Source organism: Streptomyces sp. CA-111067 (assembly GCF_050956065.1).
GTDB lineage: Bacteria > Actinomycetota > Actinomycetes > Streptomycetales > Streptomycetaceae > Actinacidiphila.
On sequence record NZ_CP192103.1, the window covers coordinates 7,354,960 to 7,371,893 of the forward strand.

The window sequence follows — 16,934 nt, forward strand, 5'->3', positions numbered from 1 at the left end:
TGTCATGGCCTCCGGGCGCGCGGACCCGGCTTCTTCCGGTGGGCGCCCCACGACGGCGGAACGCGGCTCCGGACGCCATGCTACTCGCGGGTAACAGCGGGGGACAGTCCTACCCCGGTTAGCGGTGTACGTCACACCCGGCGGGGCTACTCCGCGGGCTGGGGCGGGGCCGGCGGGCGGGCCGTGAGGGCCTTGGCCAGCAGCGGGGCGGCCAGCGCGGTCTGCCACGGGCGGGCCCCCAGGGCGGACAGCTCGGCGGCCACCGACTCGGGGGAGGGGTCGGCCGGCGGGGCCCAGCACACCCGGCGGACGGTGTCCGGGGTGATCAGGTTCTCCTGTGGCAGGTTCAGCTCGTCGGCCAGCGCGGTGACGGCCGTGCGGGCCGCGGACAGCCGGGCGGCGGCCACCGGGTCCTTGTCGGCCCAGGCGCGCGGCGGCGGCGGACCGTTGTACGCGGCGGTCTGCTGCGGCAGCTCCCGCTCGGGCAGTGCGCGGGCCCGGTCGATCGCGGCCTGCCACTGCTCCAGCTGGCGGCGGCCCATCCGGTGCCCGAAACCGGGCAGCGCGGCCAGCGCCTGCGCGTTCGGCGGGCTCTCCAGCGCGGCGGTCACGATCGCCGCGTCGCTGAGCACCCGGCCGGGGGAGACGTCCCGCTCCCTGGCCGTGCGGTCCCTGGCCTCCCACAGCTCGCGCACCACGCCGATCTGCCGGCGGCGGCGCACCTTGTGCATGCCCGACGTGCGGCGCCACGGGTCGACCCGGGGCGGGGCCGGCGGGGCGGCGGCGATGGCCGCGAACTCCTGGAGCGCCCAGTCCAGCTTGCCCTGGGTGCGCAGCTCCTCCTCCAGCGCGTCGCGCAGGTCCACCAGCAGCTCGACGTCCAGCGCCGCGTACCGCAGCCACGGATCGGGCAGCGGACGGGTGGACCAGTCGACCGCGGAGTGGCCCTTCTCCAGCGCGAAGCCGAGCACGTTCTCCACCATCGCGCCGAGGCCGACCCGCGGGAAGCCGGCCAGCCGGCCGGCCAGCTCGGTGTCGAACAGCGCGGTGGGATGCATGCCGAGCTCGGCCAGGCAGGGCAGGTCCTGGGTGGCGGCGTGCAGCACCCACTCGGTGCCGCGCAGCGCGGCGTCCAGGGTGGAGAGGTCGGGGCACCCGACCGGGTCGATCAGCGCGGTCCCTGCTCCGGCGCGGCGCAGCTGGACCAGATAGGCCCGCTGCCCGTAGCGGTAGCCGGAGGCGCGCTCGGCATCGACGGCGACCGGACCGGAACCCGCGGCGAAGGCCGCGACGACAGCTGCGAGAGCCTCCGGGCTGGCGGTCACCGGCGGGATGCCCTCGCGCGGGTCCAGCAGCGGGACCGGCGCCGAGTCTGCCTGGGTTGCGGTCTCTCTGGCGTCGGTCACCTGGTAAGGGTAGCCGGGTAACGGTGACAGCGGTCGGCGGAACGTTCCGCCGACCGCTGTCAGAAATCGGATGAATCAGTGGATGATGCCGGTGCGCAGGGCCACCGCGACCATGCCGGCCCGGTCTCCGGTGCCCAGTTTGCGGGCGATCCGGGCCAGGTGGCTCTTCACGGTGAGTGCGGAAAGGCCCATCGACACGCCGATCGCCTTGTTCGACTGGCCCTCCGCGACCAGCCGCAGCACCTCGACTTCGCGCCCCGACAGCTCGCGGTAGCCGCCCGGGTGGCCGGACGCCCCCGGCGGGCGGCGCTGCATGCGGGCGGCGGTGGCGCCCAGCGGCGCCAGCCCGGGGCGCCCGGCCATCGAGCCGGGGCTGTTGCGGGTGCCGGTGACGACATAGCCCTTCACGCCGCCGGCCAGTGCGTTGCGCACCGCGCCGATGTCGTCGGCGGCCGACAGGGCCAGGCCGTTCGGCCAGCCCGCCGCCCGCGTCTCGGCGAGCAGTGTGAGCCCGGAACCGTCGGGCAGATGGACGTCGGCAACGCAGATGTCGCGGGGATTTCCGACCCGGGGCCGGGCCTCGGCGATGGACGAGGCCTCGATCACGTCGCGGACTCCGAGCGCCCACAGGTGACGGGTGACGGTGGAGCGGACGCGGGGGTCGGCTACCACGACCATGGCCGTCGGCTTGCTGGGGCGGTAGGCGACCAGGCTCGTGGGCTGCTCGAGAAGAACGGACACCGGGCCTCCTGTGGCAAAGGGGACTGAAACGGTCACAATCTCCTTCGGCAGCAATAGCTCCGGACTTTAGGGAAAGATCACGATTTATTGAGTAGCAATTCCGGCAAATCGGACGGCTACTCGAACGCCGGGCCAGCGTGGGCACAGCCGTACGGACCGGCGCCGGGATACGCGTACCGGCCGCACGCACCGCGGCCCGGGTACGGGCGCCGGGCGCCGCGTCAGACGTGGCGTCAGGTGCGGCGCTTGGGCATCGGCACCACGCCGCCGGTGCCGCGCACCAGCGTGTCGGGGCCCTCCGACGGCGGCAGCCCCGCGCACATCGCCAGCAGGTCGCACCAGGCCGCCACATGCGCGGACACGTCGATCATCCCGCCGGAGCGCTCCCGCGGCGTCCAGGACGCCCGGATCTCGATCGTCGTCTCGTCGGTCCGCTCGGCCAGACCGCCGAAGAAGTGCGAGGAGGCACGCGAGACCGTGCCGCTCGGCTCGTGGTAGGTGGCTCCGCGGGCGGCCAGCGCCCCGGTCAGCCACGACCAGCTCACCTCGGGCAGCAGCGGATCGCCGGCCATCTCCGGCTCCAGGTCCGCGCGGGCCAGCGTGACCAGCCGGAACGTGCCGTGCCACGCCTCATGGCCGGCCGGCTCGTGCAGCAGCACCAGCCGCCCGTCGGCCAGCTCCTCGCCGTCCACGGACACCGTGGCCTCCAGCGCGTACGCGTACGAGGCCAGCCGGCGCGGCGCCGGCACCTCCTCGAACCTGACCTCGGTCCGCACCCGCGCGGCACGCAGCGCGTCCACCGCGTGTGTGAAAGGGAAGGGGACACCTTCGTCGGATGCACCTTCGTCGCCGAGTCGCCCGTGAACCGCTGCCATGCCCGGAAGACTAGGGCGCCGCGGGCATTTGCGCCCGGAACAACCCGCCTTCAATGCCGCCCACTCATCTCTGGCCGGATTCCGGCCCCTGCTCAGCCGCTGCTCCCGCCCCTGCTCCGGCGCCTGTCGCGGCCCCGTCTCCCGTCCCGCGGGGGCTCGGTGGCCGCCCGGCCCGGGGCCCCGTGCGAAGATTCGGTGCGTGAGTGCGCCCCAGCAGACCGCTGCTTCCCCGTTCATCCGCGCCTGCCGGCGCGAGCCCGTGCCGCACACCCCGGTGTGGTTCATGCGCCAGGCCGGGCGCTCGCTGCCCGAGTACCTGAAGCTGCGCGAGGGCGTGGCGATGCTGGACTCCTGCACGCGGCCCGACATGGCGGCCGAGATCACCCTCCAGCCGGTGCGCAGGCACCGGGTGGACGCGGCGGTCTACTTCAGCGACATCGTGGTGCCGCTCATGGCCATCGGTATCGACCTGGACATCAAGCCGGGCGTCGGCCCGGTCATCGCCGACCCGATCCGCACCCGCGCCGACCTGGCCCGGCTGCGGCCGCTCGAACCCGACGACGTCGGCTACGTCACCGAGGCCGTGGGCCTGCTCACCGCCGAGCTCGGCAGCACCCCGCTGATCGGCTTCGCCGGCGCCCCCTTCACCCTCGCCAGCTACCTGATCGAGGGTGGCCCGTCCCGCAACCACGAGCGCACCAAGGCCCTGATGTACGGGGAGCCCGAGCTGTGGCGCGAGCTGGTCGACCGGCTCGCCGACATCACCACGGCCTTCCTGAAGGTGCAGATCGAGGCGGGCGCCGGCGCCGTGCAGCTCTTCGACTCCTGGGCCGGCGCGCTCGCCCCCGCCGACTACCGGCGCTATGTGATGCCGGCCTCGGTCAAGGTCTTCGACGCGGTCAAGGACTACGGCGTGCCGCGGATCCACTTCGGTGTCGGCACCGGTGAACTCCTCGGCCTGATGGGCGAGGCGGGCGCCGACGTGGTCGGCGTCGACTGGCGGGTGCCGCTCGACGAGGCCGGCCGCCGGGTCGGCCCGGGCAAGGCGCTGCAGGGCAACCTGGACCCGGCGGTGCTGTTCGCGCCGACGGCCGCGGTGGAGGAGAAGACCCGCGAGGTGCTGGCCACGGCGCCGGAAACCGGCCACATCTTCAACCTCGGGCACGGCGTGCTGCCGACCACCGACCCGGACGCGCTGACCCGGCTGGTGGACTTCGTGCACCGGACGACCGAGGTCTGAGCGGCCACCGCCCCGACCCCGGCCCTCCGGTCGCCGGCGGGCCTGCTCAGTCCTCCTCGGCGGGGGGCTGCCGCGGGTGTTCCGGCAGCGCTCCGGTGCGGACCGCCGGCGCCTCGGAACCGCCCGGCCCGGCCGCCGTCCCCGGCTCGTCCGGTGTCCTCGGGCTCAGCAGCGAGCCGAGCAGGGTGTTCCCGTCGTCGCCCGCCACCGGTGCGGAGCGCGGCCACCAGCGGCGCACCAGCCGGAACGCGAACCAGGCCAGCAGCGCCAGCGCCAGGAACGGCAGAATGGCCGAAACCACCACCAGCACCCCGCGGACCGTCAGATAGAACGCGTGCCAGCCGCCGCCCAGCGCATTGCCGACCGACTGCCAGAAGCCGTCGTGCTTCTTGGCCGGCTTCGGCGCCGCCGGCTTGGCGGGCGGCGGGGTCAGGTGCAGCGTCACGGTGGCCAGGTCGGTCCGCGACCGCAGCGACGCCTGCTGCGCCTCCAGCGACTCCAGCGCGGACTCGCGGGTGGTCAGTTCGTTCTCCAGCGACACCACGTCGGCGATCGAACCGGCCTGGTCCATCAGCTTGCGCACCCGCGCCACGCTCGCCTGCTGCGTCTTGATCCGGCTGTCCACGTCCACCACCTGGCCGGTGACGTCCTCGACGCTGACCTTGCGGCTCAGCTGGGTGCCGAGCGCGGCGAGGTCGTCGAGCAGCTTGTCGTACCCGGCCGGCGGCACCCGCAGCTGGACGGTGGACTCCAGCGAGCCCCTGGCGTCGGTGGTGGTGTTCTCGTCGCCCGAGTAGCCGCCGGCCGCGACGGCCAGCTGCCGGGCCTTGGCCAACTGGTCCGCCACATGAGGGGTGCGGACGGCGATGTCCGCGGTGCGGACCAGGTAACTGGGGGCGGGGGCCGGCGTCTTCTGGCCGGAGCCGCTGCCGTTGCTGCCGGTGCTCCCGCCGGTCGCGCTGGTCGCGCCGGTTCCGCTGTCGGTGCCGCTCTTCGCTCCGGAGGCGCTGTCGGCGGGCCCGTCGGCCTGGGGCGCGCCGCCGGCGCGGTTCTGCGCGATGTCCGGGGCCGCTTTGCTCGCCGAGTCCTCGTGGCTCGACGCGCCGCAGCCGGCCACCGCGAGCGAGGCGGCGAGCAGCAGCGCGCCGGCGGCGGCCAGGGTGCGGCGGCGCCGGCGGCGAAGGCGCGGTCTGTGGTCCGGCGGCTCAGGTCGGTTGTCCATGAAGTCCCCCCAGGGGCAGGGCCGTTGCTGCGTTGTCGCCAATGTGACGTGGGTCGCGGCGCACCGGTTGCCTCCGGCGGTTCCGATGGCATCACGGTCAGAACTCGATCCGGAGTCTGCGACAGTGGAGGCATGAGCGAGTCGCACACCGGCACGGGTGTTCACGGTCAAGTGGTCGTCATCGGCGGCGGGATCTCGGGACTCGCCGCCGCGTACGAGCTGGCGCGGGCCGGCGCGCGGGTCACCCTGCTGGAGGCGTCCGCACGGCTCGGCGGCAAGCTGCACGCCGACGAGATCGCCGGTGTGCCGGTGGACCTCGGCGCCGAGTCGATGCTCGCCCGGCGCCCCGAGGCGGTCGCGCTGGCCCGCGAGGTCGGCCTCGGCGACGACCTGGAGCCGCCCGCCGCGCAGAACGCGGCGCTGTGGACCAGGGGGCGGCTGCGGCCGATGCCCAAGGGCAGCGTGATGGGCGTCCCCGGCGACCTCGGCCCGCTCGCCGCCTCCGGCGTGCTCTCCGCGCCCGGGCTCGCCCGGCTGCCGCTCGACCACGTGCTGCCGCGCACCGAGGTCGGCGACGATGTCGCCGTCGGAGCGTACGTCGCCGCGCGGCTCGGGCGGGAGGTCGTCGACCGGCTGGTGGAGCCGCTGCTCGGCGGCGTGTACGCGGGCAACGCCTACCAGATCTCGCTGCGCGCGGCCGTACCCCAGCTCTACGCGGCCGTCGCCGACGGCCGGGCCCGCTCGCTGATCGAGGCGGCCCGCGGCATCCAGCAGCGCGCGGCGGCGAACGCGTCCACCGCGCCGGTCTTCAACGGCATCCGCGGCGGCGTCGGCCGGCTGCCGCTCGCGGTCGCGGAGGCGGCCAGGGCCGCCGGGGCCGTGATCGAGACGGGCGCGGCGGTACGGGAACTGAGCCGTACGCCCGGCGGCTGGCGGGTCGTGGTGGACGGCCGGGTCATCAAGGCCGACGGCGTCGTCCTCGCGGTGCCCGCAGCTGCCGCTGCCCGGCTGCTCGCGGCGGAGGCGCCGGCCGCGGCGGCCGAGCTCGACGGGGTCGACTACGCGAGCATGGCGCTCGTCACGATGGCGTTCCGCCGCAACGACCTGCTGCAACTACCGCACAGCAGCGGCTTCCTGGTGCCGCCGGTGGACGGCAGGACGATCAAGGCGGCGACGTTCTCCAGCCGCAAGTGGGGCTGGCTCGACGCCTCCGGCGGGGACACGGTGGTGCTGCGGACGTCGGTCGGGCGGTTCGGCGAGGAGGCGGACCTCGCCTGGGACGACACGGATCTGGTCCGGCTGTCCCGGGAGGACCTGGCCGAGGCGGTCGGCCTGCGGGCGGCCCCGATCGCCGCGCGGGTGACCCGCTGGGACGCGGGCCTTCCCCAGTACCCGGTGGGCCACGTCGCCCGGGTGACCCGGATCCGCGAGGCCGTCGCCAAACTCCCCGCCCTCTCCGCCTGCGGCGCGCTCTACGACGGCGTCGGCATCCCCGCCTGCATCGCCAGCGCCCGCCGCGCGGCGACGGAAGTCCTCACCCCGGCCCGGCCCTGAAGGCTCCCGGTGTGCCCCGGCGCCGGGGGGCCGGTGCCGGGGCCGTGAGGCGGAGGGGAGAATGGGGGGATGACCGACGCGACTTCCGACTCCGCCGTTTCCAGCTCCACGCCCGCGCCAGCGAAAAAGCGGGCCCGGGACCTCAACGAGGTCATCCGCTACACCCTCTGGTCGGTGTTCCGCCTCAAAGACGTCCTGCCGGACGACCGCTCCGGCTTCGCCGACGAGGTCGGCGAGCTCTTCACCCAGCTCGCCGCCAAGGACGTCACCATCCGCGGCACCTACGAACTCTCCGGCATCCGCGCCGACGCCGACGTGATGATCTGGTGGCACGCCGAGACCGCCGAGGCCCTGCAGGAGGCGTACGCGCTCTTCCGCCGTACCCGGCTCGGCCGCGCCCTGGAACCCGTCTGGTCGAACATGGCCCTGCACCGTCCGGCGGAGTTCAACAAGTCGCACGTCCCGGCCTTCCTCGCCGACGAGACCCCGCGCGACTGGATCAGCGTCTACCCGTTCGTCCGCTCCTACGACTGGTATTTGCTGCCGGACGAGGACCGCCGCCGGATGCTCGCCGACCACGGGAAGATGGCCCGCGGCTACCCGGACGTCCGGGCCAACACCGTCGCCTCGTTCTCGCTCGGCGACTACGAGTGGATCCTCGCCTTCGAGGCCGACGAACTGCACCGGATCGTCGACCTGATGCGCCACCTGCGCGCCTCCGAGGCGCGGCTGCACGTCCGCGAGGAGGTGCCGTTCTACACCGGGCGCCGCCGCGACCTGGCGGAACTGGTCGCCGGACTGGCCTGAGCGCACGGTCCCCGGCCGGGAACGGTGGTCCGCGGCCGGGGCGGAAGCGGCCGTCAGGACTCTGGTAGACATATCTGATCTTGATATCCACTGACGGCCGTACCGGAGGAACCCGACCCATGGACGAGAACGTGATCCCCGCGAGCCACGTCGACCTGCTCGAACGCCCGCTGTTCGCGCACCTGGCCACCATCCGCCCCGACGGGCTGCCGCAGGTGAACCCGATGTGGTTCAAGTGGGACGGCGAGCACGTGCGCTTCACGAACACCACGATCCGGCAGAAGTACCGCAACGTCACCGCGCACCCCGAGGTCGCGCTGTCGGTCAACGACCCGGAGAAGCCGTACCGCTACCTGGAGATCAGGGGCACCGTCGTGGAGATCGTCCCCGACCCGACGGCCGCGTTCTTCCTCGAACTCGCCCAGCGCTACAACCTGTCCGTGGACGGGCCGCCGTCCGACGCGGAGCACCGGGTCGTCTACAAGATCAAGCCGCGGTCGGTCAGCTTCCAGTAGCAGCAGGGCCCGATACTGGGCCCATGACGCTGTCGACGAAGCTGACGCGGATGCTGGGGCTGCGGCACCCGATCGTGCTCGCGCCCATGGGCGGTACGGCGGGCGGCAGGCTGGCCGCGGCCGTCTCCGGGGCGGGCGGCCTCGGGACGGTGGGCGCGGGGTCCGGTGAACGGGCCTGGCTGGAACGTGAGTTGGCGATCGTCGCGGACGGCACGGAGGCGCCGTGGGGCGTCGGGTTCCTGACCTGGGCGCTCGAACCGGGCGCGGTGGAGCGGGCGTTGGAGTTCGATCCCGCGGCGGTGATGCTCTCCTTCGGCGACCCCGGCCCGCACGCCGACCGGGTGCACCGGTCGAACGCGCTGCTGATCGTCCAGGTCACCGACCTGGAGGAGGCCCACCGGGCGCTGGACGTCGGCGCGGACATCATCGTCGCCCAGGGCACCGAGAGCGGCGGCCACGGCGCCCGGCACGGGCGTTCCACGCTTCCGTTCGTTCCCCTGGTGGTGGACCTCGCGGCACCGGCGGGGGTGCCGGTGCTCGCGGCCGGCGGAATCGGTGACGGCCGGGGCGTGGCCGCGGCTCTCGCGCTCGGCGCGGCGGGAGCGGTGATCGGTACGCGGTTCCAGGCCGCCGCGGAGGCGCTGGTCGAGCCGTCGGTCGGGCAGGCGATCGTCGCCGGCCGCGGCGGGGACACGGAGCGGAGCGCTGTGCTCGACGTTGCCCGGGGTTCGTCCTGGCCGACCGCGAAGTACACGGCCCGGACGCTGCCCCACCCCTACCTCGACCGCTGGCGCGGCCGCGAGCCGGAGCTTGCGGCTGACGCCGGGGCGCGGGAGGAGTACGCGCGCGATGTCGCGCGCGGCGCCATTCCTGAGCTGCCGCTCTGGGCCGGCGAGGCGGTCGACCTGATCACGGACGTGCGCCCGGCGGCAGAGCTGGTGACGTCCCTGGCGTCCCAGGCGGAGAGGGCCCTGTCCCAAGCGGGCCGCACGTGACGTCTCCGTGTCTGCGGCCCGGCGGGGGCTGGTGGCGCAGTTCCCCGCGCCCCTGATGGGGTACGCGTCCGCGTTCGTCTGCGGGTCCGCTTCGGCTGAGCGCGCAGTTCCCCGCGCCCCTGGGTGGGCGCACCCCGTCCCGCACCTGCCGGTCCGTCGTGGCTTGTCGCGCAGTTCCCCGCGCCCCTGAAGGGGCGCGGGGGCCGGTTACTGCGTGTTGAGGGACGGGTGGGTGGCGATCACCGTTTCGGAACCCGGGGTGACCTCCGTGAAGCCCGCGTCCTGGACGACCGGGAGATCCGCCGACCTCAGGCGGAGCCACGCCGCAGGCGACGCCGTGCGGACGGCCAGCGCGAAACCCGTCTTCCGCCACGCCTGGCGGTCAGCCTCGGAAAGCGCCCACCACAGGAGCTGAGCGCCATGGCCCGCCTGGGCCATCGCCTTGCCCGCCGACATCGTCACCCCGGGATTGAGCCAAAGCACCGGCTCCGCCGGATCCGTCCCCGCCAGCGGCCCGGGATCGTCCAACTCCGTCCCCGACACCTGCAACTTCGCCAGCTCCCTCGGCCACCCGTCAAGCGGCACCGGCGGAAACACCCGCACCTGCGCCGTCCGCCCGGTCACCGTGATCCCGGGCAGCTCCTCCGCCCGACGCCACTCGCCGCGCCGGGCCCGCCGGACGACCTTCCTGATCCTGGCGTCCTGCCAGTCCCGCACCACCCGCGCCCACTCGCCGTCAGGCTCGGCCGACCGCTCGTCGGAGAGCAGCGTCAGCACCGCCCGCGCCGCGGTCTCCAGCGCGTCCGTCCTGCCCGGCGGGTCCTCCCGTTCGATCCGGACGACGAGCGGCAGCACGTACTGCGGCGCGGCGTCGCGGTCGACGGGGTGGTCGGTGAACGGGTCGTCACGGTCATCAGGCGTGGTCACGGCCCAAGTCTGCCACCGGGCTATGACCGGCCCGGCACCGTGCAGCAGGATGAACCCCGTGCGTGACATCCCAAAACCCGGCGCAGACGGCGACGACCGCGGCGAGCCCGCCCTCCTCCGGCTCGACGGCGTCGGGCGGCGCTACGGCCTGCGTGGCCCGTGGGTGCTGCGCGAGGTCACCCTCGACGTGCCGGCCGGCTCGCTGGTACGGGTCGCGGGCGCGAACGGCAGCGGCAAGTCCACGCTGCTGCGGATCGTCGCGGGCGTGGACCGTCCCACCGCCGGACGCGTCCTGGGCAGGCCGGACGCGGCCACCGCGTACGTTCCCGAGCGCTTCCCGCCCGCGCTGCCCTTCCCCGTGCTGCGCTACCTCACCCACCTCGGCGCGGTGCGCGGCCTGACCGCGCCCACCGCGCGGGAACGCGCGCTGCACTGGCTGGACCGCTTCGGCATCACCGGCTACGCCCGCACCCCGCTGGACGAGCTCTCCAAGGGCACCTGCCAGAAGGTCGCCCTCGCCCAGGCGCTGCTGGCCGACCCCCGGCTGCTCGTCCTGGACGAGGCGTGGACCGGGCTCGACGCGGAAGCCCGCGACACCCTGGACGACGCCGTCCGCGCGCGGATCGCCGCCGGGGCGACCGTCCTCTTCGTCGACCACGACCAGCACCGGCTGGCCGCCGAGACCACCCTGGTCCACCACGTGGACGCCGCCCACGTACGGCCCGGGGAGAGGGTCCGGGCGCCCGTCGTACCGCGACGCCCCGCCGGGCACGTCGTCATCGAGGCGGCCGGGGACGGGCCCGCGCCGGCCGGGGCGGAGGTCGTCGGACGCGGCAAGGTACGGGTGGTCGCTGCGGCGGGGGAGTCGGACGGGGTGCTGCGCGGGCTGCTCGACGCGGATCCGCCGTGGCACGTCACCGGAGTGCGTTCGGTCGGGACGGTCCGCCGGGACGATGCCGCGCCCGCCGCGCCGGTCCTCGCCCCGACACCGCCCCGGGCCCGGGCGACGGCCCTGGTGCGCTACCAACTCGACCTGCTGCTGCGCTCGCACCGCTGGCTGCCGCCGGTCCTCTTCTACGGCGCCGTCATGGCGATCGGCGTCAGCGCGGGGCAGCCGCTGCTCGGGTCGCTCGGCTACGCGGCGGCGCTGCTGCTTCCGGTGTCGGCGTGGCTGGTGCGGGTCTGCACGACGAACGAGCCCTCCGCTGCGCGGGCTTGTGTGGCGTCGGCGGTCGGCGCCGGTCGCGCCCAGGCGGGGGCGCTGGCCGCGGCGGTGATCGGGTCGGCGGTGCTCGGCGTCGCCGGGACGGCGGTGGTGGCGGCGGTCAGCGGGCCGCACTCGGACGACATGAGGTCGGCGGTGCCTGTCTGGCCGGCCGTGGTGGCCGGCCTCCTGGCCGCGGCGGTGTCCGTGCTGCTGGGGACGGGGGTGGGCGCGCTCGCGAACCCGCCGGTGGTCGCCGCCGGCGGCTGGTCCGTCCTGGTCACCGCGCTCGGCGCGGGCGTGGTCCTCCTGATCACCGGTTCCCCCGCGCAGGCGGCCGTGACCGGCCTGGTCAAAGGCTCCCGCACCGGCGCGGTCCACTACCCCCTGCTCCCGGCCGCGCTCTCCCTGTTTTTCGCCCTGGCGGCTTTCTACGTCTCCACGAGAGCCACCCTTCGCCGTTCCTAACGGGGCGCGGGGAACTGCGCGACCAGCCACCCACCGGGCCGCGCGTGGTGTTCAGGCCGGGGCGGGGGGCGTGAGGCCCGCGTAGAAGATGGCGATCACGTGGTCGCGGACCTCCTGGTCGCGTACTTGCTCAAGCGCGCGGCACACCCCCACCAGCCACGCCCGAAGCTCTTCCGGGCCCATATCCGCCCGCACCGCCCCCGCGGCCTGAGCGCGCCGCATCAAATCGTCCAGCGTGTCCGCGAGCAGCGACCTCCCGTCCGCCCCCGCAGCGGGCTGCGGAATCTCCACCCCCGCCTCCGTCAGGGCGTCCGCAAAAGCATTCTTGGCCTGCGCCCGCCCGATGATCAGCAGAATCACCTCGTAGAACGCCGCCCCCGCGTCCTCCCGGTCGGCCATCTCCCGAGCGCTCTCGCCGAGCCGCTGAAGCAGCCGGGAGTAGACCTCCGCGATCAGCGCCTCCTTGGTCGGGAAGTGCCGGAACACCGTTCCGACGCCGACCCCGGCCTCGCGGGCGATCTCCTCGGTGGAGGCCGCCGTGCCCTTCGCCGTGAAGACCGCTTCGGCGACCTCGAGCAGCCGTTCCCGGTTGCGCCGCGCGTCAGCCCGCAGCGGCCGGTCCGCCGTGCCGCTCATCGGCGACCACCGCCCGGCCGGGCACACCGGCTCTGCCGGCCGGACCCGTAGACAACCGGAGCCATCAGTCCGTATCGTTCTGGAACTAGCGGAGTCATGACTCCGATTCTACGCCGTCCCAGCCGTCGCGTACCCACCCAGGAGGCAACCCATGCCCACCGCGCCCACGCCCCGCGCGGTCTTCGAGCGTCTCGCGAGCCTGCTCTCGTCCGGCTCCTGGACCGAGATCGCCGCCCTGTACGCCGAGGACGCCGTCGTGGACATCCCGTTCGCCCTGCCCGCGCCCGACCGCGTCGAGGGCCGGGCCGCGCTGCACGAACGCTTCAGCACGGTCGGCGCTCGCGCCCTGGACATCACCGTGGACAACATCACCGTCCACGAGACCGCCGACCCCGAGGTGATCGTCGCCGCCTTCGACTACCGCGGCAGGGCGCTGACCACCGGCCGCGCCTTCCACGTCACGAACCTCCAGGTGCTGCGGGTCCGCGACGGCCTGATCGCGGCCAGCACCGACTACCACGACCACGTCGCCCTCGCCGTCGCGACCGGGCACCAGCCGGCGCTGGAAGAAGCGCTCGGCGCAGGCGGCACCCCCTTCTCGCTCGACCGCGCCAGCGGCTGAACGGCCACCGGGACCCGGTGGCCGCCGCGGCGCTACTCCTTCGGCGCGAGCTTCAGCGAGATCGAGTTGATGCAGTAGCGCTGGTCAGTCGGAGTCGGGTAGCCCTCGCCCTCGAAGACGTGCCCGAGGTGCGAGCCGCAGCGCGCGCAGCGCACCTCGACCCGCTTCATGCCCATCGAGCGGTCCTCGATCAGCTCGACCGCGTCGCTGTCGGACGGGTCGTAGAAGGACGGCCAGCCGCAGTGCGACTCGAACTTCGTGTCGGAGCGGAACAGCTCCGCCCCGCAGGCCCGGCAGGAGTAGACGCCGGACGTGGTGGTGTCGGTGTACTCGCCGACGAAGGGACGCTCGGTGCCGGCCTTCCGCAGGACCGCGTACTCCTGCGGAGACAGCTCTTCGCGCCACTGCTCGTCGGTCTTGCTGACTTCGTACGACATGGAGGTCTCCTCAGACGCCGAGGCGGGCCAGAATCAGCGGACCCAGGTCGGTCACATCACCCGCGCCCATAGTGAGAACGAGATCCCCCGGCTTCGTCATTCCGGCGAGCAGCTCGGGGATCGCCGACGCGTCGTGCGCGGCGGACGTGTCGGCGCCCGCCGCCCGGGCCGCGTCGATGACGATCTCGCTGGTCACACCCGGGATCGGGTCCTCACGGGCCGGGTAGATGTCCAGCACGACCGAGGCGTCGGCGAGCGCCAGTGCCGCGCCCATCTCCACCCCGAGCTCGCGCGTCCGGCTGAACAGGTGCGGCTGGAAGACCACCAGCACCCGGGCCTCGCCGGCCGCGCCCCTGATCGCCTCCAGGTCGGCGGCCATCTCGGTGGGGTGGTGCGCGTAGGAGTCGATCACCTGCACCCCGGCGGCCTCGCCCTTGAGCTGGAGCCGGCGCTTGACACCGGTGTACTTGGCCAGCGCCGACGCCAGGTTGCGGGCCGGCGCGCCGATCGCGATGCCGGCGGCCAGCGCGGCGACCGCGTTGTGCGCGTAGTGCCGGCCGGGCACCGACACGCTGAAGGTCAGCATCCGGCCGTCGATCACGACGGTGACCTCGCTGGTCAGGCCGCGCGGGCTGATCTTCGCGATCCGGTAGTCCGCGTCCTGCGACTCGCCGACGGTCACGATGCTCAGCCCGCCGATGTCCCGTACCCGCCGGGTCAGCTCCACCGCGCCCGGCTGGTCGGCGTCGATCACCAGCGTGCCGCCGGGGCGGATCTTGCCGACGAACGTCTCGAAGGAGTCGTAGATCTCCTCCAGCGAGGCGTAGTTGGCGTGGTGGTCGAGTTCCACGTTGAGGATGATCGCGACCTCGGGGGAGTACGTGTGGAAGCTGCGGTCGCTCTCGTCGGCCTCCGCGACGAAGATCTCGCCGCCGCCGTGCAGCGCGTTGGAGCCGGGCGCGTCCAGGTCGCCGCCGATCGCGTACGACGGGTCGAGGCCGAGCGCGGTCAGCGCCACCGCGAGCATCGAGGTCGTGGTCGTCTTGCCGTGCGTGCCGGCCACCGCGATCGGCCGGGTGCCGTCCATCAGCGCGGCCAGCGCGTCGCTGCGGTGCACCACCGGCACGCCCCGCTCGCGCGCCGCGACCAGCTCCGGGTTCTCCGCCCTGATCGCGCTCGACACCACGACGGCGGTCGCGTCGGGCGCCAGGTGCGCCGCGTCATGGCCGATGTGCACGGTGACGCCCAGCGCGCGCAGCGCCCCGGCGGTCTCCGACTCCTTGGAGTCGCTGCCCGCCACCTGGGCGCCGCGCTGCGCCAGGATCTTCGCGATGCCCGACATTCCGGCGCCGCCGATGCCGATGAAGTGCGGTCGGTCCATGGCGGGCGGAACGGACGGGCTCATGCGCGGGTCTCCCGAAGTGAGGTGTGCCGGAGGCGTACGGCCCGATTCTCGCACCTCTCCGGCGGTCGCCCGCGGTGCCCGGCGCGCCCGCGCCGCCCGTCCCGTCCGCTCAGCTCGCCGCTACTCGTCGTCGTGCTGCGCGAACAGCTTCAGCACCGGCACGCCCACCTTGTGGCGTGCCCTGGACGTCCAGTCGCGGTGGAAGAACTCCTCCACGAAGTGCGGGGCGGTCAGCACGATCACCTCGTCGGCGCCGGTCCGCTCGACCACCGTGCGCAGCGCGTCCAGCGGGTGGTCCTCCACGACCTCGCCCTCCGCCCGGGCGCCGGCCTGCCGCAGCGCTTCGAGGGAGTGCGCCAGCGCGCGTTCCGCGGGCGGGAAGGCGTCCTGGCCCTCGGGCACGTCGTTCTCGCGGGTGGCGTCCTCCAGGTAGCCGAGCGCCACATCGTCCACGGCTCGCAGCAGGCGGTCCTGGTCGCCGCGGGGCTGCATGAGTACGACGAAGGAGACCGGCTCGTCGCCGTGCAGGGTGGTGACCATCTCCACCTCGGCGGGGACGAGCGGCTTCTCGATCATGAGTACGGTCGTGAACACGGACGAGTCCTTCTTTCTCGTTGGCCACCTGGCCGCCTTGCCGCCACAGAAACCATCCTGCCCCGATCTTGAAGGGGCACGCGGTTAAGTGTTCCCACCCGACACGAAACGGAACGAGGGAATCCGCTTTTTCCGAGCGGCTCGGCGGCGGTGGCGCGGCTGGTCAGGCGGGGCCGGAACGGCGGATGTAGCGGGTGAAGAGGAATCCGTCCTCCTCCAGGACGGACAGCGGGGCGAAACGGGCGGGGCCGGGTACGACGGGTCCGTTCATGATCCGCGGGGAGTCGCCGCCGGCCAGCACCGGGGCCAGGGTCAGGCACAGCTCGTCGATGGCGTCGGCGGCGGCGAACTGGGCGAGGATCCGGGGGCCGCCTTCGTGCAGCAGCCGGAGGTGGCCGCGGGCGCCGAGTTCGCGCACCACGCGGGGCGGGTCGATGCCGGTGCCCTCGCCGGCGACGATCACCTCGGCACCTGCCGCGCGGGCGGCGTCGATCCGCGGGCCGGGGCAGGCCGCGCCGGTGAGGACCAGGGTCGGGGTGAGCGGGTCGGTGAACAGCGGGGCGTCGAAGTCGAGGTCGAGCTGCCGGCTGACGACGGCGACGGCGGCGGCCGGGGTCTGGCCGTCGGCGGCGCGCCGGGCGGCGAAGGCGTCCCGGGCGCGGGCCGGTCGGTAGCCCTCCTGGCGAACCGTTTCCGCACCGACCAGGATCACGTCGGCGAGGGCGCGGAGCGTACCGAACAGGCGCATGTCTCCTTCGGAGGAGAGGGGGGCGGACCTGCCGTCGTAGTGGGCGGCGCCGTCGAGGGCGGAGACCATGTTGGCCCGCAGGTAGGGACCCGCTTCCCGCGGGGGGTACGCGTACGCGTCCGCGAGCCCCATCAGGTCGTCGAGGTCCGGCTCTGCGGACGGCTGCGCGCCGGGGCGGGGGGCGAGGAAGAGGCGCTCCATCCCGGCAGTCTGGCATGCTGCCCGCGCTCCGGGGGCGCGACCGGTCCGTCGCCGGCTGCCCGCCGGTGGGGGCTGGGCGCGCCCGCGCGGCGGAGCCGCATATCGGATGCAGCCCCGCGCCCCTGACGGGCGCACCCCGTCCCCTACCTGCGGCACCGTCGTGGCTGGTCGCGCCCGCGCGGCGGAGCCGCATATCGGATGCAGCCCCGCGCCCCTGACGGGGCGCCCCCAGGCTGGTTGCGCCCGCGCGGCGGAGCCGCAGATCGGATGCAGCCCCGCGCCCCTGACGGGGCGCCCCCAGGCTGGTCGCGCCCGCGCGGCGGAGCCGCAGATCGGA

At 74.1% G+C, this 16,934-nt stretch carries 17 protein-coding genes; 7 read left to right on the forward strand and 10 right to left on the reverse strand.

Features of this window, described 5'->3' with window-relative positions; genetic code table 11:
* Positions 1-146: 146 nt before the first annotated feature.
* The 3 genes from ACQPW6_RS32575 to ACQPW6_RS32585 form a co-directional block, all read right to left on the reverse strand.
* Positions 147-1,406 carry an HRDC domain-containing protein gene (locus tag ACQPW6_RS32575; protein WP_433893300.1) on the reverse strand — a complete coding sequence of 420 codons (1,260 nt, stop codon included), beginning with the start codon at positions 1,404-1,406 and terminating at the stop codon, positions 147-149.
* A gap of 75 nt (positions 1,407-1,481) precedes the next feature.
* The gene (locus ACQPW6_RS32580; RefSeq protein WP_433893301.1) at positions 1,482-2,147 is read right to left on the reverse strand and encodes a LuxR C-terminal-related transcriptional regulator; all 666 of its coding nucleotides are present in this window, start codon (positions 2,145-2,147) and stop codon (positions 1,482-1,484) included.
* 233 nt (positions 2,148-2,380) lie between these two features.
* A complete protein-coding gene (locus ACQPW6_RS32585; protein WP_433893302.1) occupies positions 2,381-3,022 on the reverse strand; it encodes a DUF3000 domain-containing protein in 642 nt (213 codons plus the stop codon).
* A gap of 190 nt (positions 3,023-3,212) precedes the next feature.
* Here ACQPW6_RS32585 and hemE point away from each other — a divergent pair, with 190 nt between their 5' ends.
* A complete protein-coding gene (gene hemE, locus ACQPW6_RS32590) occupies positions 3,213-4,262 on the forward strand; it encodes a uroporphyrinogen decarboxylase (protein ID WP_433894726.1) in 1,050 nt (349 codons plus the stop codon).
* Positions 4,263-4,308: 46 nt separating this feature from the next.
* Here the strand turns inward: hemE and ACQPW6_RS32595 are convergent, their stop codons facing one another.
* On the reverse strand, positions 4,309-5,484 hold the full coding sequence (locus ACQPW6_RS32595; protein ID WP_433893303.1) for a DUF4349 domain-containing protein: 1,176 nt from the start codon (positions 5,482-5,484) through the stop codon (positions 4,309-4,311).
* Positions 5,485-5,616: 132 nt separating this feature from the next.
* Between ACQPW6_RS32595 and hemG the strand changes: the two genes are divergently transcribed.
* From hemG to ACQPW6_RS32615, 4 genes are all read left to right on the forward strand, one after another.
* Entirely contained in the window at positions 5,617-7,038 is a 1,422-nt protein-coding gene (gene hemG / locus ACQPW6_RS32600) for a protoporphyrinogen oxidase (protein WP_433893304.1), read from the forward strand.
* A gap of 69 nt (positions 7,039-7,107) precedes the next feature.
* Positions 7,108-7,845, forward strand: coding sequence for a hydrogen peroxide-dependent heme synthase (hemQ, locus tag ACQPW6_RS32605; RefSeq protein WP_433893305.1), 738 nt, complete (start codon positions 7,108-7,110; stop codon positions 7,843-7,845).
* A 119-nt stretch (positions 7,846-7,964) separates the two neighbouring features.
* Positions 7,965-8,360 (forward strand): PPOX class F420-dependent oxidoreductase, encoded by a 396-nt coding sequence (locus tag ACQPW6_RS32610; protein WP_433893306.1) that lies wholly within the window; start codon positions 7,965-7,967, stop codon positions 8,358-8,360.
* A 23-nt stretch (positions 8,361-8,383) separates the two neighbouring features.
* Positions 8,384-9,355 carry an NAD(P)H-dependent flavin oxidoreductase gene (locus ACQPW6_RS32615; protein ID WP_433893307.1) on the forward strand — a complete coding sequence of 324 codons (972 nt, stop codon included), beginning with the start codon at positions 8,384-8,386 and terminating at the stop codon, positions 9,353-9,355.
* Between the two features lie 207 nt (positions 9,356-9,562).
* Here the strand turns inward: ACQPW6_RS32615 and ACQPW6_RS32620 are convergent, their stop codons facing one another.
* The gene (locus ACQPW6_RS32620) at positions 9,563-10,282 is read right to left on the reverse strand and encodes an aminoacyl-tRNA hydrolase (RefSeq protein WP_433893308.1); all 720 of its coding nucleotides are present in this window, start codon (positions 10,280-10,282) and stop codon (positions 9,563-9,565) included.
* A 58-nt stretch (positions 10,283-10,340) separates the two neighbouring features.
* On the opposite strand from ACQPW6_RS32620, the gene ACQPW6_RS32625 reads away from it, so the two are divergent.
* The gene (locus tag ACQPW6_RS32625; RefSeq protein WP_433893309.1) at positions 10,341-11,954 is read left to right on the forward strand and encodes an ATP-binding cassette domain-containing protein; all 1,614 of its coding nucleotides are present in this window, start codon (positions 10,341-10,343) and stop codon (positions 11,952-11,954) included.
* A gap of 51 nt (positions 11,955-12,005) precedes the next feature.
* Here the strand turns inward: ACQPW6_RS32625 and ACQPW6_RS32630 are convergent, their stop codons facing one another.
* Complete coding sequence (locus ACQPW6_RS32630) at positions 12,006-12,590, reverse strand: TetR/AcrR family transcriptional regulator (RefSeq protein ID WP_433893310.1); 585 nt, start codon at positions 12,588-12,590, stop codon at positions 12,006-12,008.
* 151 nt (positions 12,591-12,741) lie between these two features.
* Here ACQPW6_RS32630 and ACQPW6_RS32635 point away from each other — a divergent pair, with 151 nt between their 5' ends.
* Positions 12,742-13,212: a nuclear transport factor 2 family protein gene (locus ACQPW6_RS32635; RefSeq protein WP_433893311.1), complete on the forward strand. Its 471-nt coding sequence runs from the start codon at positions 12,742-12,744 to the stop codon at positions 13,210-13,212.
* 32 nt (positions 13,213-13,244) lie between these two features.
* Here ACQPW6_RS32635 and msrB read toward each other — a convergent pair whose 3' ends face one another.
* The 4 genes from msrB to ACQPW6_RS32655 form a co-directional block, all read right to left on the reverse strand.
* Positions 13,245-13,649, reverse strand: coding sequence for a peptide-methionine (R)-S-oxide reductase MsrB (gene msrB, locus ACQPW6_RS32640; RefSeq protein ID WP_433893312.1), 405 nt, complete (start codon positions 13,647-13,649; stop codon positions 13,245-13,247).
* A 10-nt stretch (positions 13,650-13,659) separates the two neighbouring features.
* The gene (gene murC, locus ACQPW6_RS32645; protein WP_433893313.1) at positions 13,660-15,054 is read right to left on the reverse strand and encodes a UDP-N-acetylmuramate--L-alanine ligase; all 1,395 of its coding nucleotides are present in this window, start codon (positions 15,052-15,054) and stop codon (positions 13,660-13,662) included.
* Positions 15,055-15,174: 120 nt separating this feature from the next.
* Positions 15,175-15,648, reverse strand: a complete 474-nt coding sequence (locus tag ACQPW6_RS32650) for an indole-3-glycerol phosphate synthase (protein ID WP_433893314.1) — start codon at positions 15,646-15,648, stop codon at positions 15,175-15,177.
* Positions 15,649-15,811: 163 nt separating this feature from the next.
* A complete protein-coding gene (locus tag ACQPW6_RS32655; protein WP_433893315.1) occupies positions 15,812-16,597 on the reverse strand; it encodes a pyrimidine reductase family protein in 786 nt (261 codons plus the stop codon).
* Between the last annotated feature and the right edge of the window lie 337 nt (positions 16,598-16,934).

What these genes read in the sequence shown, in the direction of transcription:
- ACQPW6_RS32585 (WP_433893302.1), bottom strand. Translation starts at nt 3,022, where the DNA reads ATGGCAGCGGTTCACGGGCGACTCGGCGACGAAGGTGCATCCGACGAA.
- hemG (WP_433893304.1), top strand. Translation starts at nt 5,617, where the DNA reads ATGAGCGAGTCGCACACCGGCACGGGTGTTCACGGTCAAGTGGTCGTC.
- ACQPW6_RS32635 (WP_433893311.1), top strand. Translation starts at nt 12,742, where the DNA reads ATGCCCACCGCGCCCACGCCCCGCGCGGTCTTCGAGCGTCTCGCGAGC.
- ACQPW6_RS32610 (WP_433893306.1), top strand. Translation starts at nt 7,965, where the DNA reads ATGGACGAGAACGTGATCCCCGCGAGCCACGTCGACCTGCTCGAACGC.
- ACQPW6_RS32595 (WP_433893303.1), bottom strand. Translation starts at nt 5,484, where the DNA reads ATGGACAACCGACCTGAGCCGCCGGACCACAGACCGCGCCTTCGCCGC.
- ACQPW6_RS32655 (WP_433893315.1), bottom strand. Translation starts at nt 16,597, where the DNA reads ATGGAGCGCCTCTTCCTCGCCCCCCGCCCCGGCGCGCAGCCGTCCGCA.
- hemQ (WP_433893305.1), top strand. Translation starts at nt 7,108, where the DNA reads ATGACCGACGCGACTTCCGACTCCGCCGTTTCCAGCTCCACGCCCGCG.
- murC (WP_433893313.1), bottom strand. Translation starts at nt 15,054, where the DNA reads ATGAGCCCGTCCGTTCCGCCCGCCATGGACCGACCGCACTTCATCGGC.
- ACQPW6_RS32615 (WP_433893307.1), top strand. Translation starts at nt 8,384, where the DNA reads ATGACGCTGTCGACGAAGCTGACGCGGATGCTGGGGCTGCGGCACCCG.
- msrB (WP_433893312.1), bottom strand. Translation starts at nt 13,649, where the DNA reads ATGTCGTACGAAGTCAGCAAGACCGACGAGCAGTGGCGCGAAGAGCTG.
- ACQPW6_RS32630 (WP_433893310.1), bottom strand. Translation starts at nt 12,590, where the DNA reads ATGAGCGGCACGGCGGACCGGCCGCTGCGGGCTGACGCGCGGCGCAAC.